The organism is Pandoraea sp. ISTKB, assembly GCF_001721285.1.
Taxonomy (GTDB): domain Bacteria; phylum Pseudomonadota; class Gammaproteobacteria; order Burkholderiales; family Burkholderiaceae; genus Pandoraea; species Pandoraea capi.
In genome coordinates, this window is sequence record NZ_MAOS01000022.1 from 55763 (window position 1) to 75911 (window position 20149).

General features: G+C 63.9%; 13 protein-coding genes and 1 pseudogene. 7 read left to right on the forward strand and 7 right to left on the reverse strand.

Annotated features, from left to right (window positions below; genetic code table 11):
* The first annotated feature begins 1033 nt into the window (after positions 1 to 1033).
* Positions 1034 to 1675 (forward strand): MarR family winged helix-turn-helix transcriptional regulator, encoded by a 642-nt coding sequence (locus tag A9762_RS05740; protein ID WP_069341077.1) that lies wholly within the window; start codon positions 1034 to 1036, stop codon positions 1673 to 1675.
* Positions 1676 to 1848: 173 nt separating this feature from the next.
* Entirely contained in the window at positions 1849 to 2301 is a 453-nt protein-coding gene (locus A9762_RS05745; RefSeq protein ID WP_069341078.1) for an SET domain-containing protein, read from the forward strand.
* Between the two features lie 31 nt (positions 2302 to 2332).
* Here the strand turns inward: A9762_RS05745 and A9762_RS05750 are convergent, their stop codons facing one another.
* The gene (locus tag A9762_RS05750) at positions 2333 to 2638 is read right to left on the reverse strand and encodes a 4a-hydroxytetrahydrobiopterin dehydratase (protein WP_069341079.1); all 306 of its coding nucleotides are present in this window, start codon (positions 2636 to 2638) and stop codon (positions 2333 to 2335) included.
* Positions 2639 to 2825: 187 nt separating this feature from the next.
* A complete protein-coding gene (gene phhA / locus A9762_RS05755; RefSeq protein ID WP_069341080.1) occupies positions 2826 to 3671 on the reverse strand; it encodes a phenylalanine 4-monooxygenase in 846 nt (281 codons plus the stop codon).
* Between the two features lie 141 nt (positions 3672 to 3812).
* On the opposite strand from phhA, the gene A9762_RS05760 reads away from it, so the two are divergent.
* Positions 3813 to 4307 carry an Lrp/AsnC family transcriptional regulator gene (locus A9762_RS05760; RefSeq protein ID WP_069341081.1) on the forward strand — a complete coding sequence of 165 codons (495 nt, stop codon included), beginning with the start codon at positions 3813 to 3815 and terminating at the stop codon, positions 4305 to 4307.
* Positions 4308 to 4353: 46 nt separating this feature from the next.
* Here A9762_RS05760 and A9762_RS05765 read toward each other — a convergent pair whose 3' ends face one another.
* A complete protein-coding gene (locus A9762_RS05765; protein ID WP_069341082.1) occupies positions 4354 to 4869 on the reverse strand; it encodes an FUSC family protein in 516 nt (171 codons plus the stop codon).
* A gap of 244 nt (positions 4870 to 5113) precedes the next feature.
* On the opposite strand from A9762_RS05765, the gene A9762_RS05770 reads away from it, so the two are divergent.
* From A9762_RS05770 to A9762_RS05785, 4 genes are all read left to right on the forward strand, one after another.
* Complete coding sequence (locus tag A9762_RS05770; RefSeq protein ID WP_069341083.1) at positions 5114 to 11131, forward strand: MG2 domain-containing protein; 6018 nt, start codon at positions 5114 to 5116, stop codon at positions 11129 to 11131.
* A gap of 147 nt (positions 11132 to 11278) precedes the next feature.
* Positions 11279 to 11998, forward strand: a complete 720-nt coding sequence (locus tag A9762_RS05775; protein ID WP_069341084.1) for a lysoplasmalogenase — start codon at positions 11279 to 11281, stop codon at positions 11996 to 11998.
* 172 nt (positions 11999 to 12170) lie between these two features.
* Entirely contained in the window at positions 12171 to 14408 is a 2238-nt protein-coding gene (gene pbpC / locus A9762_RS05780) for a penicillin-binding protein 1C (RefSeq protein ID WP_240493459.1), read from the forward strand.
* A gap of 221 nt (positions 14409 to 14629) precedes the next feature.
* Positions 14630 to 15601, forward strand: coding sequence for a delta(1)-pyrroline-2-carboxylate reductase family protein (locus A9762_RS05785; RefSeq protein ID WP_069341085.1), 972 nt, complete (start codon positions 14630 to 14632; stop codon positions 15599 to 15601).
* 117 nt (positions 15602 to 15718) lie between these two features.
* Here A9762_RS05785 and A9762_RS05790 read toward each other — a convergent pair.
* The 4 genes and pseudogenes from A9762_RS05790 to A9762_RS05805 all read right to left on the reverse strand — a co-directional run.
* A pseudogene (locus tag A9762_RS05790) lies at positions 15719 to 16516 on the reverse strand (heme ABC transporter ATP-binding protein); the annotation flags it as partial.
* Positions 16517 to 16649: 133 nt separating this feature from the next.
* Positions 16650 to 17666, reverse strand: a complete 1017-nt coding sequence (locus A9762_RS05795; protein WP_139133107.1) for an iron ABC transporter permease — start codon at positions 17664 to 17666, stop codon at positions 16650 to 16652.
* A 313-nt stretch (positions 17667 to 17979) separates the two neighbouring features.
* On the reverse strand, positions 17980 to 18864 hold the full coding sequence (locus A9762_RS05800; protein WP_069341132.1) for a hemin ABC transporter substrate-binding protein: 885 nt from the start codon (positions 18862 to 18864) through the stop codon (positions 17980 to 17982).
* A 47-nt stretch (positions 18865 to 18911) separates the two neighbouring features.
* Entirely contained in the window at positions 18912 to 20021 is a 1110-nt protein-coding gene (locus A9762_RS05805; RefSeq protein ID WP_069341088.1) for a hemin-degrading factor, read from the reverse strand.
* Positions 20022 to 20149 lie beyond the last annotated feature (128 nt).

The following is a 20149-nucleotide window of genomic DNA, read 5'->3' on the forward strand; positions in this document are numbered from 1 at the left end:
CGGATTGAGAACTGGATGGACAAACAGCGGGTATTCGAAGAACAACTCTGAACAGATTTTGACCCCTGTGGAAAGATTCGCGACTTATCCCGAACCCATGCACAACTAGTCCGATAACTTATCCAGAAAGTTATCCACAGGCGCCTAAATATTGTGCAAGACACCCCCGAAAACACGGTTTTGTGGATAATTTTGACGTTCTCGGACTGGTTGACCGGTTCGCGGCTACAATCGCGCCACGTTGTTTTCCCGACCTGCCATACGTGGTGTAAGAAGTGAATGATGTTGGTTTTGCTGACCGTAACGAGCGACAGCGTCCGTACCGTCAAATTTCTCAATTCGCGAGTCCCGAAGCGGCTGCTTTCGGACTCGCCGATCAGTTCTTTCCCTTTTTTCTCACGCGATGCGACTGCCGACGACTGACGACCGGCGGTTGTGTTTCAAATCATTTGCGTTCTGTCCGAAACGCAGGATGGTCTGCGAGCATTCGTCGCATCGCTCGAAACGCGCGGATGTCTCGAATATCAAGAGATTTTCATTGGGGACGTAACGGGGACGTTGCGCTCACGAAATGCATCGCTAAGGGCTACGAGCCGCGTCAGGTGAGGCTTTGCGAGACAGTTGAGAATTGGTGCGGGGTACGACGCGCTTCGATGCGCCGCGATGCGTTACACCAATTCAGTGAGCGGTGTAATTCGCATGGGATGCGAAATGATTTTTTCGGTGCGTCGCTGTGCCGCGCAAGTGCACAGGACACCAATATTTTGTAAACATCATGAGTAGGATTTGGGAGATCAGTACAAGAACTGATACGCCAAAATTAAACTCAGAACACACAATGGAATCGTGGTGGGGCGGCGCGTTCAACAGCGACTCGCCGTCGAGTATCGACACGGAAGTAGCTTAGGGTTTCCCCCGGGCGGGGCGCCAAAATATACGATGCACAAGGTAGAGACGTGTGATGCACCGCCCGTGAGTTCATTTGACAAGCTGTTTTATCGACGTATAGTTTTTAGAAATCCTAACGAAAATCATGGCTACCCCGACCCCACTTGATGAAGCGCTCTCCAAGCGCGTAACGGCAGGTTTGTTGCGCATGGGAACTGCGTTACGGAGCCACGCCTGGGAAGGCGCGGCACTGTCTGGATTGACGCCGACGCAGGGTGAGATTCTCACGCTCCTGCTCATGCGCGGCGTGCCGATGCGATTGGGCGAGATCGCGGAAGACGCCGCCCTGACATCGGCCACGGTCAGTGAGGCCGTGAGTACGCTCGAGAGCAAGGGACTCGTCGAAAAGCGCCGGGACGCCAACGACGGTCGTGCGCTGGCGCTGCGTCTGACCGCGAAAGGCCGAACGTCCGCCAAGCGGGCATCGCAATGGGCGAGCTTCGTGACGACGGCCGCCGATCTGCTGAGCGAAAAAGATCGGGCACAGCTGTACCGCATGCTCGTCAAGCTCATCTCCACGGCGGAAATTCGCGGCGATATGCCACAGCAGCGCATGTGTCTGACGTGCGAGCACTTCGAGATGTCGGCGCGTGGCAAAGGCACCTATCACTGCAATCATTTCAACACCACGTACGACGATTCGCGACTCGCGCTCGATTGCAATGCGCATGTCGAAGCTTCAATCGCCACGCGCAACAAAGTCTGGAAGCTCTACAGCAAGAGCTGAGCGACGGGTTGGCATTGGCACGCTCGGGCACGATGCCTGAGCGGCGCGAATCAGGGGGAGAACGTCATCCACGACCGGGTGACGTTTTTTTTCGTCAGGGGCTGTCACGCACATGACCGTCGCGTGCCTGTACACTGCGCTTTTTTGCATCCACGAAACCTCATCGCATAGAGATGGCAGCCAAGCGCAGAATCGAAGTCAGGAAGTCAGGCGTCCACGGAAAGGGTGTGTATGCGATCAAGCGACTCAAGAAAGGGGATCGCGTGATCGAGTACAAGGGCGAGATCATTTCGTGGCGCGAGGCGTTGCGTCGCCATCCCCACGATCCGGATCATCCGACGCACACCTTTTATTTCAGCCTGGAAGACGGCCGCTGTATCGACGGTAAGGTCGACGGCAACAATGCACGCTGGATCAACCACGCCTGCGCGCCGAACTGCGAGGCGCGGGAGGAAGGGGAGCGCGTCTACATCTATGCGATGCGCGATATCGAAGCGGGCGAAGAACTGTTTTACGACTACGGTCTGGTGATCGACGCCCGCTACACCAAAAAGCTCAAACGCGAATACGCCTGCCACTGTGGCAGCAAGGCCTGTCGCGGCACGCTGCTCGCGCCGAAGCGCTGAGCGCGTGAGGGAAGGAGCGCGACAGGAAGGATCAGCGCGACGTCCGGTCGCCGGCAAACTGGTCGATGGCCAGTGCCAGCTTGACGTCGCGCTCGGTCAGGCCTTCGGCATCATGGGTCGATAGGGTGATGTCCACGCGGTTGTAGACGTTGAACCACTCCGGGTGATGGTCCATCTTTTCCGCTTTGAGCGCGACTTGCGTCATGAAGCCGAACGCTTCGTTGAAGTCGTGAAACGTGAAGCTGCGCTGGATGGCGTCGCGGCCGACCACCTGGTGCCACTCGGGCAGCACTTCGGCCAGCGTGGCGCGTTCCTCGGATGTGAGTCGTGTTGTCATGGCATTCCTTTCAAGGCACTGTGAGACTCGACCATTGTTCCACAGGCTGGCGGTGCACGTGTGTCAGCGCTTTCCGATAGCGCGTGCCAAACCGGAAAAAGTACGTTCAGGCGCTGTCGAGGGTGCGCTGAATACGGTCGATGGACGTTTTTGGATGCGATGACCCGGAACGCTACGGGCCATGCCATCATGCCGGCAGCAGAATCCGCGCGTCGTCCGGCCGACGCGCGTTGGCCTCGAACGACGGCTGTGCGGCAAACGCCTTGAACAGTGCAGGCAGATCGGCACGCATGGCGTCGAACAACTGAGCAAAGTCGTCGATCACGAAGTACGTCTGCTGGAAGGTGTCGATGCGGTATTGCGTGCGCAGCACCCGTTCGAGCGAGAACCCGATGCGATTCGGCTCGCGCGACGTCAGCGAGAATTCGGTTTCGCCCCGGCTCGAGACGATGCCCGCGCCATAAATGCGAAGCCCGTCGCCGTCGCGCATCAAACCGAATTCGACGGTGTACCAGTACAGGCGCGCCAGCAGCGGCAGCGCACCGAGCGATTGCGCGAGCGTGCCGGCTTTGCCGTACGCTTGCATGAAGTCGGCAAACACCGGATTGGCAAGCAGCGGCACGTGACCGAACACGTCGTGGAAGCAGTCGGGTTCCTGAAGGTAATCGAGCTGGTCGGGGCGACGCATCCACCATGTGGCCGGGAAACGCCGATTGGCGAGGTGGTCGAAGAAGACGTCATCCGGCACGAGTCCGGGTACCGCCACGACCCGCCAGCCGGTTGCCGCCATCAGTTTTTCGTTCAGGCGTTCGAACTCGGGCACACGTCGCGCGTCCATGTCCAGAGCACGAATGCCATCCATGAAAGCATCGCAGACGCGGCCGGGCAACATGGCCGTCTGGCGTTCGTAGAGTTGCTGCCACACCGCATGATCGACCGCGCCGTACTGTTCGACGGGTTGATCGATGGTGAAGTCGGGGCGGGTCGAGAGACCTGCGTCGAATTGCTCCTGGAGCATGGCGGTAAGGGACATGATACGAACGACTCAATCAAGCGATGACAATGTTTGAAAGTGTATTGCGCATGTCACGCGAAATGGGCGCATAATGCGCCTGTGGTGAAAGTCGTTTGCATAAATTTCGCATAAAAATGTGATTTATTGCGGAGAATCGTCATGCTTGATCTGGATAGCTTCGATTTGGCCCTTCTGGACGCCTTGCAGAAGGAAGGACGGGCCACCCATCATCAGTTGGCGGAGCATGTGGCGTTGTCGGCGTCGCAGATCGGTCGACGCCTGCAACGGCTAGAAGCCGCAGGGGTCATCGAGGGGTATCGCGTGGTATTGCGGCCCGAGGCGCTGGGCCTGGCGGTAACGGCTTTCACGACGCTGCGCTTGCAGCACCATGGCGATCAGGTCATCGAGCGATTCCAGGCAGAAATCGATCTGCTGCCCGAGGTGCTCGAATGTCACGCGGTGGTCGGCGAGGCCGATTACCTGCTGAGGATCGTCGTTCCGGATCTGAACGCCTTGTCGGCATTTGTCATGAAGCGGCTGATGCAGGTGCCGGGCGTGGAGAACGTGCGCTCGAACATCGTGCTGAGCGCCTTCAAGCGCAGCAACGCATTGCCGCTGAGCTACCTGTCGAATAACCGGCCGGCGCAGCGCTGAGCGCAGGCGGCACTCGCCGCCTCGCTTTTCGGGGCACAGCGGACCGTTAGTCCTCCGGCATCAGCAGGGGCTTCACGTAGCGTCCGTAAATCAGCGACTGAATGAGTGCGACGGTGGAGCCGACCAGCACTTCAATCACGCGCAGCATGGCGAGGCTCAGTTCTTCGTGCAGGCCTTGCCCCTGTCCGCTGAGCGCCGCCGACATCAGAATCACCACCGTGGCCGGTCCGAGTCGCCAGTTCGCCGGATAGTTCTGCACCAGCATCGCGGCCAGCGTGGCGATCGTGATTCCCACGAGCATCGCCGCCAGTCCCGGCCCCATCACCAGCAAAACGATACACGCCACGATCGCACCGGTAATCGTGTTGATCGAGCGCGCCTTGAAGTTGCTGCGTGCCTGCAATGGATCCGGCTCAGTCACGATGATGAGCGAGATCATCGCCCAGTAGGGTTCGGGAAAGCCTGCTGCACGCAGGCCAAACCAGACGATCAGCGAGCCGCTGAGGATCTTCACCAGATAGACCAGCGCGTTCTTCTTGGGATGGAGAAAGGCGACGGACATGTGTGACGCACGCGGCGAATACGGAAAGACGCCAGTGTGACATAGGCGGCTTTCGCAGCCACGATTGTCGCGACATCGATACGACGATTGAGACGAATTCCGAGAGGATCGATCAGACGTTTCCGAGCGAGGCGGGTATCCCATCCCAAATATCGATTTCCGCCCTGATTCTGTTGGGAAACGGTTCGAAATGCCAAGGACCGCGGGTTAGAATCGCCTCACCAGAACCCGGGAGGAGTCCGGCATGCATAGCCGAACGCAACGCGTCTGGCCGGCTGCGCCGTTGGCGTGGGCGGCGCTTTGTCTAGGAATGGTTACGGTGTCGCCGGCGCAGGCCGCGCGCGTCGTGAGCGTCAGCCCGCAGGGCGAAGTTGCCAGTGTGAATCAGGTCGTCGTGAAGTTCGACGAAGCGATTGTGCCAGCCGGCGACCCTCGGGCGACAGCGCCTGCCACCGTCCGATGCTCGGACGCCACGCTCACGGGCGATGGCCACTGGCTCGAACCCAAGATCTGGGTCTATGACTTCAAAGACGCGCTGCCACCGGGGGCGAAATGCGCCGTCGAGATGCGCAGCGGTCTTTCCGCCGTGTCGGGTACGGCACTCTCAGGCACTACGAAATACGCATTCAATACCGGGGGGCCGGCCGTCTCGTCCATCCGCCCGTCGTACGGTCCCATCGACGAAAACCAGATCTTCATTCTCACGCTCAACGGTACGGCCGATCCGGCCAGTGTGCGTCAGAACGCGTGGTGCGAGACCGAAGGGGTAGGCGAGCGTCTCGGCGTGAAGTGGATCGAAGGCGATACGCGCACGGCGCTGCTCAAGCGATTCAATCTCGACAAGCAAGCGTCGCGCGTGGTGATGCTGCAATGCAATCGCACGCTCGCGGCGGGTGCGAAGATGCATCTGGTCTGGGGCGCCGGGATTGCGACGCCGTCAGGCGTTGCGACTCGGCAGGCACGCCGCTTCGAATATGAGGTTCGCGAGCCGTTCACCGCGAGCTTCAGTTGTGAGCGTGAGAACGCCAATGCGCCGTGCACGCCGTTGCGTCCGCTGCGTCTGTCGTTCAGTTCGCCGGTCGCGCGCGACATGGTGACCAAGATCCGCCTGCAAGGCGCAGACGCAGAGCGTTCGCCCAAGCTTGACGATTCGGATCGTTCGTCGAGCGTGAGCGGCATCACCTTCGAGGCGCCGTTCCCGGAGAAGGCCGAGCTGACGATTTCGTTGCCGAAGGGCTTCGTGGATGACAGCGGTCGCGCGCTCGATAACGCGAGTGAATTCCCGTTGAAGACCCGGACGGCGACGATGCCGCCGCTGGCCAAATTTGCGGCGGCGCCCTTCGGCATCGTGGAGCGATTTGCCGAGCCGGGCATGCCGCCGATGCTGCCTGTCACGCTACGTAAGGTCGAGCCGGCGCTACAGATCAATGGACTGGGCGTGGCGGGCGAGGGTGCGAACGGACGGACGCTGCAACTGCGGGTGGACGATGACGCCGACGTCATGACGTGGATGTCGCGCGTACGACGCTTCGACGAGACCACGATGACGCGCAAGCAGATTGCGCAAGAGATGCCGTCGATCTTGAGCGCGCCTGCGGCCAAGGACACGTTCGGCCCCAACGCCGCAGTCATCGTTGAAGACAAGGTCACGCGCTATGACACGCGAAGCCTGTCGCTACTCTCCGGCTTGCCCGGGGTTCAGGCGCTGACGTTGCCGGTGCCCAAAGAGAAGGATCCGCGTCCGTTCGAGGTCGTCGGCATTCCGTTCCAGAAGCCGGGGTTCTATGTCGTGGAGCTGGCGTCGCAATCCCTGGGGGCGGCGCTGTTAGGCAAGTCGTTGCCGATGTATGTGCGTACCACGGTGCTCGTCACGAACTTGGGTGTGCACTTCAAGATGGGGCGTGAGAACGCCGTGGCGTGGGTCACCACGCTCGACAAGGGCCAACCTGTCGCCAATGCCAAGGTGCGCGTGCTCGATTGCGACGGCAGCGAAGTGGCGTCGGCCGTGACCGACAAAACGGGCGTGGCGAAAATCGACAAGGCGCTCGAACGTTATCGCTATTGCCAGAAGACGGGGCGCTCCGGGTATTTCGTCGTCGCCCGCACGCAGGGGAACGATCCGGACATGGCGTTCGTGTCGTCCGACTGGGATCGTGGTATCGAGCCCTGGCGCTTCCATGTGCCGACCGATGGCGGCACCACCCCGACGATTCGTGCGCAGACCGTGTTCGACCGCATGCTGTTCCGCGTAGGCGAGACGGTATCGATGAAACACTTCATTCGTCAGGAAACGATGCAGGGGCTGGCGCTGCCGGCGAGCTTGCCGTCACAACTGACGATTACCCACCAAGGGTCCGGGCAGACGTACACGCAGCCCATCACGTGGCGCAACGGTCGGCTGGCAGAGAACACTTTCCAGATTCCCCAAGGCGCGAAGCTCGGCGAGTATGCCGTCACGCTGGACTACTCGGACAGCGATTCGCGTCCGAAGACCTATCCGCAATCGCTGGATGCAGGGCATTTCCGTGTCGAGGCTTTCCGTTTGCCGGTGCTGGCAGGTTCCATCGGCGTGCGCGACGCGGCCAAGTCGCCGCTCATCAACAAGACGGAAGCGCCGGTGAACGTGCAGGTGAATTATGTGGCGGGCGGACCGGCCGGTAATCTGCCGGTTCGTGTCTCGGCGCTCATGCGGGTACGTGACCTGACGTTCGATGGCTATGACGATTTCAGCTTCACGCCCTATCGTCCGCCTTCGGCGCAGTCGGGGGCTGACGACGACGATCAGGGCAATGACGAAAGCTCAGGTTCCAGCGATCAGAAGCTGGTGGCTGACAAGCAGCGACTGGTCCTCGACCGCAACGGCGCAGGCACGCTGACGCTCAAGGATTTGCCGAAGGTGGATCGTCCCAGTGATCTGGTGCTCGAAGCCAGCTTCGCCGACCCTAATGGGGAGATTCAGACGCTTCGTGGGAATGCCACGCTGTGGCCGGCCAATCTGATCACGGGCGTACGCAGCGAAAGCTGGGTGTCGGTGACCAACAAGCTGCCGGTCAAGGCGCTGGCGCTCGATCTGCAAGGCAAGCCGAAGTCTGGCGTGGCGATGGAAGTGCGCGCCGAAGCCCGTATCACGACCAGCAGCCGTAAGCGCATGGTGGGTGGGTTCTACGCTTACGACAACCGCACGGAGGTCAAGGATCTCGGCAAGGTCTGTAGCGGCAAGACGGATGATCGCGGCCAGTTGTCGTGCGACGTCTCGCTGTCACAGCCGGGAGAAATCACGCTGATCGCGCTGGCGAAGGACGAGAAGGGCAACCTGACCACGTCCACAACGGGCGTGTGGGTAACGGGCCGGGGCGAAGTCTGGTTCGGCGGCGACAACACCGACCGCATGGACGTGTTGCCGGAGCGTCGTGCCTACGAGCCGGGTGAGACGGCCAAGTTGCAGGTGCGCATGCCGTTCCGTTCGGCCACCGCGCTGGTTGCCATCGAACGTGAGGGCGTGATGGAGACGCGCACGATGGAAATCTCGGGGAAGGATCCGAACATTTCCCTCAAGGTCGATCCGACGTGGGGCCCCAACGTTTACGTCTCCGTGCTGGCAGTGCGTGGCCGTATTCACGAGGTGCCCTGGTATTCCTTCTTCCAATGGGGCTGGAAGCAGCCGCTGGAGTGGTTCCGCGCCTTCTGGTACGAGGGCCGTGAGTATCAGGCGCCGACAGGCCTCGTGGATCTGGGCAAGCCTGCCTACCGCTTCGGTCTGACTGAGTTGCGCGTGGGAACGGCGGGACAGCGTTTGACGGTGGACGTGAAACCCGATGCGCCGACGTACCCGGTACGCGGTCACGCGAAGGTGCGCATCAAGGTCACTCAGCCCGACGGCAAGCCGGTCGCCGCCGGCTCCGAAGTCGCGGTCGCCGCCGTGGACGAGGCGCTACTGGAACTGGCACCGAACACCAGCTGGAATCTGCTCGACGCCATGTGGCAGCGCCGCAGCTACAGCGTGACGACGGCCACCGCGCAAATGGAGATCATCGGCCGTCGACATTACGGTCGTAAAGCCGTGCCCGCCGGTGGCGGCGGCGGCAAGAGTCCGACGCGCGAGCTGTTCGATACCTTGTTGTTGTGGCAGCCACGCGTGGTGCTCGACGACAAGGGCGAGGCGACGGTCGATGTGTCGCTCAACGATTCGCTGTCGAGCTTCCGTATCGTAGCGGTGGCCGATGATGGCAAACCGGGCACGCAGGCGCTTGGCTGGTTCGGCACCGGCTCCGCCACCATTCGCTCCACGCAGGATCTGCAGTTGATCTCGGGATTGCCCCCGCTGGTGCGCGAGGGCGACAACTACCGTGCGCAGTTCACGGTGCGCAATACGACGCAGCACGCCATGCAGGTGCAGTTGACGGCTCGGGCGACGCAGTTGACGTTGGCGCCGCAGCGCGTCGATGTGCCGGCGGGCGAATCGCGAGAGGTGGCGTGGGAGGTCACTGCGCCGACCGGGCTGGCCGACACGCGCGCACAGCGGGTGCTGTGGGAGGTGAGTGCGCAGGCGCCCGCCGCCGGCGGCGCACCGGCGGCCAGCGACGCGATCAAGGTGGGCCAGGACATTCAGCCCTCATTGCCCGCCAGTGTGCAGCAGTCGGTGCTGATGCAGGTCGAAGGCAGTCTGACGCTACCGATGGCGCCGCCCGCCGGGGCGGTTGCCGACAGCACGGGCAAGCTGCGTGGCGGGGTGCGGGTCAACATGCAGCCGCGTCTGTCGCAAGGGTTGCCGGGCGTGAAACGCTGGTTCGAACTGTATCCGTATGCCTGTCTGGAACAGCAGGCGTCCAAGGCGCTCGGATTGCGTGACGTCGCCCAGTGGAAGCGGGTAATGGGCACGTTGCCGTCGTATCTCGACGAAGACGGCCTCGCGAGCTATTTCCCGCCACAGGAGGGCTTCGCGAATCAGGGCAGCGATACGCTGACCGCCTATCTGCTGGCGATGAGCAACGAAGCGAAGGCGCTCGATCCGTCGTATGCGCTGCCGGACGACGCGCTCGCCCGCATGGAAGACGGTCTGACGGCGTTCGTGGAAGGGCGCCTCACGCGACGCTTCTGGGCGCCCCGGGACGACCTGACGCTGCGCAAGCTCAGTGCGATCGAGGCGCTGTCTCGCTACGGTCGCGCCAACGCCCGCATGCTCGGCTCGCTCACCATCGCGCCGAACGACTGGCCGACGTCTGCCGTGATCGATTGGTACGCGATTCTGCAACGTCTGCCCGACGCGCCGCAGCGGGCCGAGCGCATGGCGCAGGCCGAGCAGATCCTTCGGGCGCGTCTGTCTTACCAGGGCACGCGCGTCGGCTTCTCGACCCAAGGCACCGACGGTCTCTGGTGGCTCATGGTCGGCCCTGAGACGAACGCCGCACGGCTCGCATTGCTGATGAACGCGAACCCGGCGTGGAAGGACGAGATGCCGCGTCTGGTGATCGGCCTGCTGGGTCTGCAATCGCGCGGTGCATGGTCGACGACGACCGCCAATGTCTGGGGTGGTCTCGCGGTGGATCGCTTCTCGGCGCGGTTTGAGCGCGATACGCCCACGGGGCAGACGTCGATCCAGTGGCAGCGCGACAACCAGACCAGCGGTGGCGTGCAAAGTGTTGACTGGGACAAGCTCAAGGCGGGCACGGTGCCGCCACCGGTGTCGTTGCCGTGGCTCACGAACGCCGCCGCCGCCGGGGCGGACAACGGGCGCGATGTGCTGCGTCTGGAGCAAACCGGTGCGGGTAAGCCTTGGGCGACGATCCAGAGTCTGGCCGCCGTGCCGCTCAAGGCGCCGTTCGCCGCCGGCTATCGCGTAACGCGCAGCGTTCAGGTGCAGGACGCCGCTGATCGCTCGGGCGACAGCTTCGTGCGCGGTGCGGTGTTGCGCGTGCGACTCGATATCGATGCGCAGGCGGACATGCGTTGGGTCGTGGTGAGCGACCCGTTGCCGGGCGGCGCGACCGTGCTGGGCGGAGGACTGGGACGCGATTCGGTGATCGCGACGCAGGGCGAGAAGAGCGAAGGGGCGATGCCGGCGTTCGAGGAGCGCGCGCAGGACGCCTACCGCGCGTACTACGACTATCTGCCGAAGGGGCAGCATCGGATCGAGTACACCGTGCGTCTGAATAACGTGGGCAAGTTCGCGACGCCGCCCACACGTGTCGAAGCGATGTACGAACCTGCGATGTATGGCGAAACCCCGAACGCGCCGGTGCAGGTCGTGCCCGCGAAGCCGTGAGGCGTGATGAGATGCACGGCGCAATTGATCCGACGAGCCGAGGTGCTGAGGCATTGAGGTATTGAGGTATTGAGGAAGCGATGACATGGACGACGAACGTGGATAGTGGCGAGATGAAGAGCACAGACGATCGGGAGAGGGACTGACATGACGTCGAACTTCTTTGCGCCGGCGGCGGCGCTGCCGCGCGAGGCACGCCGCTTCTGGTGGCTCGCCGCCATCGCGGGCACGGCCTATGCCCTCGCACTGCGAGGGGCCCCGTACGCGGATCAGGCCGTGGCGAAGGCGTTGCTGTGCGCGTTGCTGCTGTTCGCCGCGATGTACCACCAGGACCGGCGTGAGCGTGTCTGGTTGTGGGCGGCGCTGATCTTCTCGGGCGCGGGTGATGTGCTGCTCGCGATACCGGCGCTGGAACAGGGCTTCGTGATGGGACTCGGCGCGTTCCTGCTGGCTCATCTCGCCTACTTCGCCTTGTTCTGGCGCGTGCGTCGTCCGTGGGCGCAGGTGCCCGCGTGGCATCGAATCGCCATCGTCATCGTATGGATCGCTGCGGCGCTGTCGTATGCGATGTACTGGTCGGGCATGGGCGAGCTGAAAGCGCCGGTCGCGTGTTACGTCATCGTGCTGGCGATGATGGCGTCGGCGGCGCTGCTGGCCAATCTGCGCGGAGAGTGGGCGGCTGTCGGTGCGCTGCTCTTCACCGTTTCTGACGCCCTCATCGGCACCACACGATTCGTCGGCACGATTCCCGCGCAGGAGTACGCCATCTGGATTCTGTACGCGCTCGCACAATTGCTGCTCGTCGCAGGGATCATGGCCGTGCGCACACCGGGCGTGCCACGCGCGCCGCAGGAAGCTTCGCAGTGAAATCGCAATGAACGATCGGCAACGGATGAGGCGGATGGCCGAAGTACGCCGGGAGCGCGGCGAGGTCGTGCAGAGCGGCGTCAGTGACGTTGGCGAGATTGGCAGCGTTCGTCGTCGGCACCCTGTACGTCTCGCCTCTCATGCGGTGCTGAGCGTCGTGCTGTCGCTCGGCATGCTGGTGACGTCTGCACCCGCGCAAGCCGTACCGTCGTTCGACGAGGTGCGTCGGGACTGGCGCGCGTCGGACTGGATTCTGCTGGATCGTCGTGGCGAACCGTTGCAGCGGTTGCGGGCGGATATGCAGGCGCAGCGGGGCGATTGGGTGACGCTTGCCGACGTATCGCCCGCATTTCGTCAGGCGTTGATCGTCTCCGAAGACAAACGCTTTTACGAGCACAGCGGTGTCGACTGGCGAGGTGTGGCCGCCGCCGCATGGGGCAATCTCTGGCACTCGCGAACGCGCGGTGCCTCCACGCTGACGATGCAACTGGCCGGATTGCTCGACGACGATCTGCGCCCGAGTGTGCGCAATCGCTCCGTCACACAGAAGATCGGACAGGCGGCCACGGCCGTGTGGCTGGAGCGGCGCTGGCGCAAGGACCAGATTCTCGAAGCGTATCTGAACCTCGTGCCGTTCCGTGGCGAGCTGGTTGGTATTTCCGCGGTCTCGCAGACACTCTTCGGCAAACTTCCCGTCGGACTCGATGCCCGTGAGGCCGCCTTGGCTGTCGCGTTGCTGCGTGCCCCGAATGCGCCGGCGGCACGCGTCTCGCAGCGGGCGTGCGGCATTCTGAAGGAGATGGGACAGGCCGCCGATTGCAACGGGCTGGAAGGTTACACGCAGCTTGTGTTCTCGCGTCCGGCTAGCGTGATGACGACGCGAGACGCCGTCGATCTCGCGCCGCATCTTGCGCGTCGCGTATTCAGCGCAAGTCGTCCGCCAGCGGGCACCCGGATCGTCAGCACGCTGGACGCGAACCTTCAGCGCGTCGCGGTGAGCACGCTTCAGCAGACGTTGCGCGAGTTGAGCACACCGGGACGCTCGCGCAACGTGCAGGACGGTGCGATCGTGGTGATCGACAATGCCAGCGGCGACATTCTGGCGTGGGTCGGCTCATCGGGCGCAGCGTTGTCGTCTGCGGCGCAGGTGGACGGGGTGACGTCGCTGCGTCAGGCAGGCTCGACGCTCAAGCCCTTCCTGTACGCACAGGCGATTGCCGAGCAACGTCTTACGGCAGCATCTCTGCTGGACGATTCGCCCATCGACTTGCCGACGGGCGGAGGCCTGTACATTCCGCAGAATTACGACCGTCACTTCAAGGGATGGGTGAGTGCGCGCACGGCGTTGGGCTCATCGCTGAACGTGCCTGCCGTGCGAACGCTCGTGATGGTCACGCCGCGCCGGTTTGCACAGACGCTCGTCTCGCTGGGTCTGCCACTCACGCAAAGCGGCGATTACTACGGCTTCAGTCTGGCGCTCGGTAGCGCCGATGTCACGTTGCTCACGTTGACGAATGCCTATCGCGCGTTGGCCAATGGCGGTACGGCGAGCGGTACGAATGAACTGATGCCTGAGCGGATGAATGGGCATGCGATGTCGACATCCCGCTCACCTGCCGATGACGGCAAGTCCACGACGAAAAGTCGCGCCGGGAATACCGCACGCACCGCGGTCTTTTCCCCGCAGGTGAGCTTCATCGTGTCGGACATGATCGCGGACCGTCAGGCGAGAACGCGCACGTTCGGGCTCGATAGTCCGCTCTCCACGCGCTACTGGACGGCGGTGAAGACCGGCACGAGCAAGGATATGCGCGATAACTGGGCCGTGGGGTATTCGCGTCGCTATACCGTCGGGGTGTGGGTCGGCAATGCGGACGGTGCGCCGATGTGGGATGTCTCGGGCGTGTCCGGCGCGGCGCCGATCTGGCATCGGGTGATGGACTATCTGCATCGCCGCACCGCGAGTCTGCCGCCGGCGCCGCCGCCGGGCGTCGAGCATGTCGCAGTGCAGTATGCGGAGCATGTCGAACCCGCGCGCGAAGAGTGGTTCCTGCCGGGCACGTCGCAGCCGACGATTGCGCTGTCTGCGCTCGCGACGAAGGCGCCCAGTGGCCCGCTCTGGCGCATTGCCGGGCCGACTGACGGCACCATCGTCGCGCTCGATCCGGATATTCCGCCAGCAAACCAGCGGTTGTGGTTTCAGGTCGCCGCGGCGTGGCCTAAAGGGGCGGTCTGGCGGCTCGACGGCAAACCGCTCTCGGGCACCGCGCGTGTCGGCTGGTTGCCGTGGCCGGGGCGGCATACGCTCGAACTCGTCGACGCTACCGGCACCGTTCGCGACAGCGTGCGCTTCGAGGTACGCGGTGCGACCGTCAACGACGACAAACGCATGCGCAATGCGAGCCGCTGAGCGCATGTGCGCGATGTTGCGGGCGGCCTCATAAGCAAATTCCGTCGTCGCGTGTGGACGCCATGACACGAATTGTCACGATTAAATTTTGATGTGGCAGACGCGTTCTCACGATGCGCGCTACACTGAATTCAGACTTGGCAAAAAGCGTGACGCAATGTGACGACGACGAGTGAAAGCTCTGCCGCCGGTGGCGCACGCCCTGAAGCGGAGACATATCGATGATCACGCTGGATGCGCAGCAAACTGCGCAGTTGTTGCCCTATCCTCAGTTGGCCGATGGCATCGAGGCCATGCTCATGGAGATGCGCTCGGGCACGGCCCGCGCGCCTGAGCGTCTGCATTTTCCCCTGACCGAACCCGAACGCGGCCGCCGAGGTGGCGTGCTGCTCGTCATGCCCGCCGTCAATCGCGATGTGGCGATGACCAAACACATCACAGTGCATCCCGAAAACTGTCGTGCCGGAAAGCCGTCGATCATCGGCGAGGTGATGGTGTTCGATCCGCACACGGGCGAGCGTCTGATGTTGCTCGACGGGCCGACCGTCACGGGCCGCCGCACGGCGGCCGTCACGCTGTTCGCTGCGCGCAAATTCGCGCCGAGACCGAAGGGGCCGGTGTTGATCGTCGGTGCGGGCGTGCAGGCGAAGGCGCACCTTGAAGCGTTCGCTGCGGGCATGGGCACGCGGCACTTCATGATCTATTCGCGCAGTCCGGAGCGTGCACATGCGCTGGCGGACCATGCCGCAACGCTCGGTGTCGAGGCGACCGTCGTCGATGCCATCGAGCCGGTACTCAGTACGGTGAGCATCGTCATTACGGCCACGACCAGCAGCGAGCCGGTGCTGCCCGACGCCGACGTGATGCGCTGGCGCGACGACATCTTCGTGGCAGGCGTGGGTGCGTTTCGTCCCGACATGCGCGAGTTGCCGCCACAGTTGTGTCGCGACGCCGCCGTGCGCGGCACGCTGGTGGTCGATACGTGGGAGGTCAAGCACGAAGCCGGCGATTTGCTGCATGCAGCGATCGACTGGGGACGCGCGGCGCCGCTGATGGACGCGATCATCACCCCCGACCGGTTCCGTTCGAGCGGCCCCGTGCTCTTCAAGAGCGTCGGTTACGCGCTGTGGGATCTCGCCGCCGTGTTGTGCGCGCGCGCGAACGTGGCGAAGGATGGTATTCCGTCGGTTTGATGCTGGTGCGTTCGGCGGGGCACCGCGTGATCGGTCGTGATCCGCCGACTGACGCTGACTTATGCTGATTTATGCCGACTCAAGCGACTCAAGCGATCCAAGCGATCCAAGTGTGACTTACGCGGGCAATGCGAACGGCACGCCCGCCGACGCGCCGGTCATGGCGGCATGACCCGGCAGGCCCTGCGGCGTGATCACGTGCACGGGAAGCCCGAGCGTCGTCTCGATGAGATCGGCGCGCATCACTTCCTGAGGCGTGCCGGTGGCGAGTATGCGTCCGTCGGCGAGCAGTGCCATTCGGTCGGCATGACGCGCGGCAAGATTCACGTCGTGCACGATCGCCATCGCGCCGAATCCCCAGGACTTCGCCAGTTCTCGCGTGAGTGAAAGCAAGTGATGTTGATGAGCGAGGTCGAGCGCGGCGGTTGGTTCGTCGAGCAGGAGATAACGCGGTACGGACGGCGCCGTTGCGTTGTCGTCCGGCCAGAGTTGCGCCAGCACCCGCGCGAATTGCACCCGCGCCCATTCGCCGCCCGAAAGCGTCATCACGTCGCGATGCATCAGCGACAGTGCGCCAGCCTGCTCCAGCGCGAGCATGGCGATTTCCTCGTCGCTCCTGCCCTGAATCCCCGACTTTCCCGTCTTCGCTTTCGGAAACGGCAGCCGTCCCATCGTGACGATTTCGAGCGCGCTGAACGGGAACGACAACTGCGCCGTTTGCGGCAGCACGGCACGCAGTCGCGCGAGCGCCGACGTGGTGTATTGCGACAGCAATGCGCCGTTAAGCGTGATCGTGCCGCTCATGTGTGTGCGCGGCGGCAATGGTTCGCCGGCGAGTGCCTTGAGCAACGTGCTCTTGCCCGCACCGTTGCGTCCGAGCAGCACGAGCAACTCGCCGGGACGGATGTCGAGCGACAGGCCGTCGAGAACGGGGGATTCGGTGTGGGCGATCGTCAGGTCGTAGGCGCTAAGCATGGGGATGTCCGGGTGTCGTCGATGGACGGCGCTGAGTAAGGTCGTATGTCGTATGGGAAGGCCGGTCGGGTCGTTACAACCCGAACTGTCCGCGACGTCGCCACAACAGCATGAGGAAGAACGGCGCGCCGAGCAGCGCCGTCAGAATGCCCAGCGGCAATTCGGCGGGCGCGACCCAGGTGCGCGCGACGAGATCGGCGAGCAGCGTGAGAATCGCGCCGAAGAGCGCCGCCGCCGGGAGCACGGCGCGCGGGTCGGGGCCGACGACCAGACGCACGATGTGCGGCGCGATCAGTCCGATGAACCCGATCATGCCGCTCGACGCCACCAATGCGCCCACACACAGCGCGCAGGCCACCATCACGCGTCGTTTGACTGACTGCACGGCAACGCCCAGGTGCAGCGCCTCGGCTTCACCGAGCAACAGCGCATTGAGCGAACGGCACTGCGAGGCGAGTGCGACGATGCCCAGCGCGACAGGCCAGACGATCACCGCCAGCATCGACCACTGTGCGCCGCCGAGACTGCCGAGTGTCCAGAAGGTGAGGGTACGCAACTGCGTATCGTTGGCCAGATAGGTGAGCAGTCCGATGGCCGCGCCGGAGACTGCATTGATCGCGATACCGGCAAGCAGCAGCAACGGCAGGGCGAGACGCCCGCGTCCGGCGGCAAGACGGTAGACGAGTGCCGTGACGCCCAGCGCGCCGACAAACGCAGCCACCGGCAACATCCACAAGCCGAGCGACGCAGCGAGCGCCGCCGGCAGGAGCACGCCACCGAGCACGATGACACCCGCCGCGCCCAGCGCTGCGCCGCTCGCCACACCGATCAGACCGGGATCGGCGAGCGGATTGCGAAAGAGCGCCTGCAATGCCGCCCCGGCCGCGCCGAATCCTGCACCGACGAGTATGCCGAGCACGATACGCGGCAAACGGATCTGCAACATGACGTTGCGCGCCTGATCCTGCACGAAGTCACCTGTCGCCCCCCGGAACAGCGCAGCGATGGCCTCGCCGGGCGCGATGCGATAAGCGCCGCCGCACAGGGCGGCGAGTACGGCCGCCGCGAGCAATGCGACGAGCACTGTCATCACGATCCATCGTGGCGGACGCCGACGCGCCGCGCCCCTGTCGCGAGAATGACCGCGCGGACGATCTTCGTGACGACCCGGCGAACCGGCAGGTGCGCCGGAGGCGGTGGCGAGAGAAGACGAAACCGCGTTCGACGTTGGCGTCCGGTCGTGACTGGACGACAAAGGCTTTGGAATCGGAGGAGCGGCTGACATGGCGTCGTTCACTGGCGAATGGCTGGTTTTCAGGAGGATCGGCAGGGCGGCAGGGAGGGGATGTCACGAGGGGAGCCCGCGCAACATCCGTCGTCCCTGCACGCGCCTTCACACGCCGTTATGCGGCGTGCACGCGTTTGGCCAGATCGGCGACGGCCTGCGGCAGACGTGGGCCGAAGCCGAGCAAGTACAGCGCGTCGAAACTGACGACGCGCCGGGCACGACCCGCGGGCGTGTTCGCCAGCCCCGGCTGCGCGAGCAACGACGCGGTCGGATAGGCGGCAGACGGCCCCGTCGTGGTCGTGAGCAGCACGTCCGGCTGTGCGGCCACGGCAGCCTCTGCGGTGAGCGGCCGGTAACCGTTGAAGCCCCGCAGGGCGTTCTCGGCGCCGGCGTACGCGAGCATGGCGTCGGCGGCCGTGTCCTGCCCCGCCACCATCACCTGATTGCCGGTGTGACCGAGGATGAACAGCACACGGGGACGTCGCGCGATGCCATACGCTTCCTCCACCGTGCCGCGTGCTTGCGTCCAGTCGGACATGAAGCGTGCCGCCACCCGTGCGCCGTCGTCGCCCATCTTCAGCGCGTTGGCGACGCCGCGAATGTTGTCGCGCACGAGTTCCGCCGTGTAGCCGTGCCTGAAATGCTGCACCGGCACACCGGCCGCTTCGATTTGCGTCAGCACGTTCGGCGGGCCGGCTTCCGCACCGGCGAGCAGCAGGTCCGGATGCAAGGACAGCACCCCTTCGGCGGACAACGTGCGCAGATAGCCGATCTTCGGCAGCTTGGCAGCCGCTTCGGGATAGAGGCTCGTGAGGTCGTTGGCGATCACACGATTCTGCGCACCGAGCGCGTAGACGATTTCTGTCAGCGCGCCGCCGGCGACGATCACGCGCTTGGGGGCGTCTTTGGCGACCGCCGCCGTTGCCGCGTGGACGAGCGAGGTCGGCAACAGCGCACCGAGCCACGCGCTCGTCGCGAGCGTGGCGCCGCCGGTCAGCAGGGTGCGGCGCGATACCCGCGACCCGCCGCGCGCGTCGAAAGAGGTTTTCACGCCGAGGCCTCCGCAACACCTTGCGAGCCTTCCACGCGAACCAGCGCGGCGCGCCAGTCTTCGCGCTCGGCCTGACCCGGCTTGCGCTCGCCGAAGAACATGGCGATGACCATGCCCGAGGCGTCGAGCAATTCGAGCGACGAAACGATGCCGTCGGCGGTCGGCTTGCGCACGATCCATGCGGTATCGACGAGGTCTTCACGCAGATGCAGGTTGAAGCCCGCATCGAGGACGTTGACCCACGGGCCCATGACCTTGATGTTCTGCACCGGGCCGGTGTGGATCTGAATCATGCCGGCGTTGCCGACGAACACCATGATCGGCAGCCCGGTGCCGGCAGCGTCTTCTAGCAGGGCGCGCACCGAGGTGGCCGCTACGCGTCTGGCATGGCCTTCCGGCGCGAGGCGCAGCGCTTGCGAGCGCGAGACACCGTGGCGCTTGAGCATGTCGAAGAACTGGTGCGTGTCCGTCATCGCGAGCCAGTCGCGCTGGAATGCGGCGGCGTCGATGTCGCCGTCGGGCGTTTCGGTCTTGGGCGCATCGGCGGCTACGACGTGCTGGCCCGGCGTCTGATCGTCAGCACGGAAACGGGCCACGAGTGCCTCGAAGGCGGCCACGTCGCTGTGATCGCGCAGGAACATCTTGTGTACGGCGGTGCCGGATTTGTCGAAGAATTGCAGCGAGCGGCGCGGGCCGTTTTCCGCCGGCGTTTCGACGGCATAGCCGTACGCCCACTGGTGATAGAAGATGCGCAGGTCGAGGTCTTTGCCCAGACCCAGACCGATGGTGCCCTGGTGCGAGAGCTTCTCGTACGGACCGTCCTTCTCGTGCACGGCGGCATTGTTGCGCGTGAGCGCCATGACGCGCCCGAGCGCCGGCAGCGCTTCGACGATCTCGACGAATTCGGGGCGCAGGCGCACCACATGCTCACCGACGAAGGCCGCGACGGTCTCGCCTTCAGACACGCCGAGGGCGGCGGCGGCATCGCGATCGCGCAGGTTCTGTTCGGTCTTCACACGTTGGAATTCGCTGCGCAGACGGGTGACGTCGGCGAGCGCGGGGAATGCCGGGCGGGCGGCGGAGGTGGCGTTTTGAGCGGTCATCATGGCGATTCCTTGAAAGCGTGTTGGCTGGCGTTATGGGACATTGGCTAGCGGGCGTCGGCGGGCAGACAAACAGTGTGTGCAGCGTGAGAACAGGGCTTGATGCTGCATGTGTGTTGCGTACGCGCCGG

Excerpts from the sequence above, each read along its gene's own strand:
- A9762_RS05740 (WP_069341077.1), top strand. The coding sequence starts at position 1,034 with ATGGCTACCCCGACCCCACTTGATGAAGCGCTCTCCAAGCGCGTAACG.
- A9762_RS05805 (WP_069341088.1), bottom strand. The coding sequence starts at position 20,021 with ATGATGACCGCTCAAAACGCCACCTCCGCCGCCCGCCCGGCATTCCCC.
- pbpC (WP_240493459.1), top strand. The coding sequence starts at position 12,171 with ATGCTGGTGACGTCTGCACCCGCGCAAGCCGTACCGTCGTTCGACGAG.
- A9762_RS05745 (WP_069341078.1), top strand. The coding sequence starts at position 1,849 with ATGGCAGCCAAGCGCAGAATCGAAGTCAGGAAGTCAGGCGTCCACGGA.
- A9762_RS05765 (WP_069341082.1), bottom strand. The coding sequence starts at position 4,869 with ATGTCCGTCGCCTTTCTCCATCCCAAGAAGAACGCGCTGGTCTATCTG.
- phhA (WP_069341080.1), bottom strand. The coding sequence starts at position 3,671 with ATGTCCCTTACCGCCATGCTCCAGGAGCAATTCGACGCAGGTCTCTCG.
- A9762_RS05750 (WP_069341079.1), bottom strand. The coding sequence starts at position 2,638 with ATGACAACACGACTCACATCCGAGGAACGCGCCACGCTGGCCGAAGTG.
- A9762_RS05770 (WP_069341083.1), top strand. The coding sequence starts at position 5,114 with ATGCATAGCCGAACGCAACGCGTCTGGCCGGCTGCGCCGTTGGCGTGG.
- A9762_RS05785 (WP_069341085.1), top strand. The coding sequence starts at position 14,630 with ATGATCACGCTGGATGCGCAGCAAACTGCGCAGTTGTTGCCCTATCCT.
- A9762_RS05775 (WP_069341084.1), top strand. The coding sequence starts at position 11,279 with ATGACGTCGAACTTCTTTGCGCCGGCGGCGGCGCTGCCGCGCGAGGCA.
- A9762_RS05795 (WP_139133107.1), bottom strand. The coding sequence starts at position 17,666 with ATGACAGTGCTCGTCGCATTGCTCGCGGCGGCCGTACTCGCCGCCCTG.
- A9762_RS05760 (WP_069341081.1), top strand. The coding sequence starts at position 3,813 with ATGCTTGATCTGGATAGCTTCGATTTGGCCCTTCTGGACGCCTTGCAG.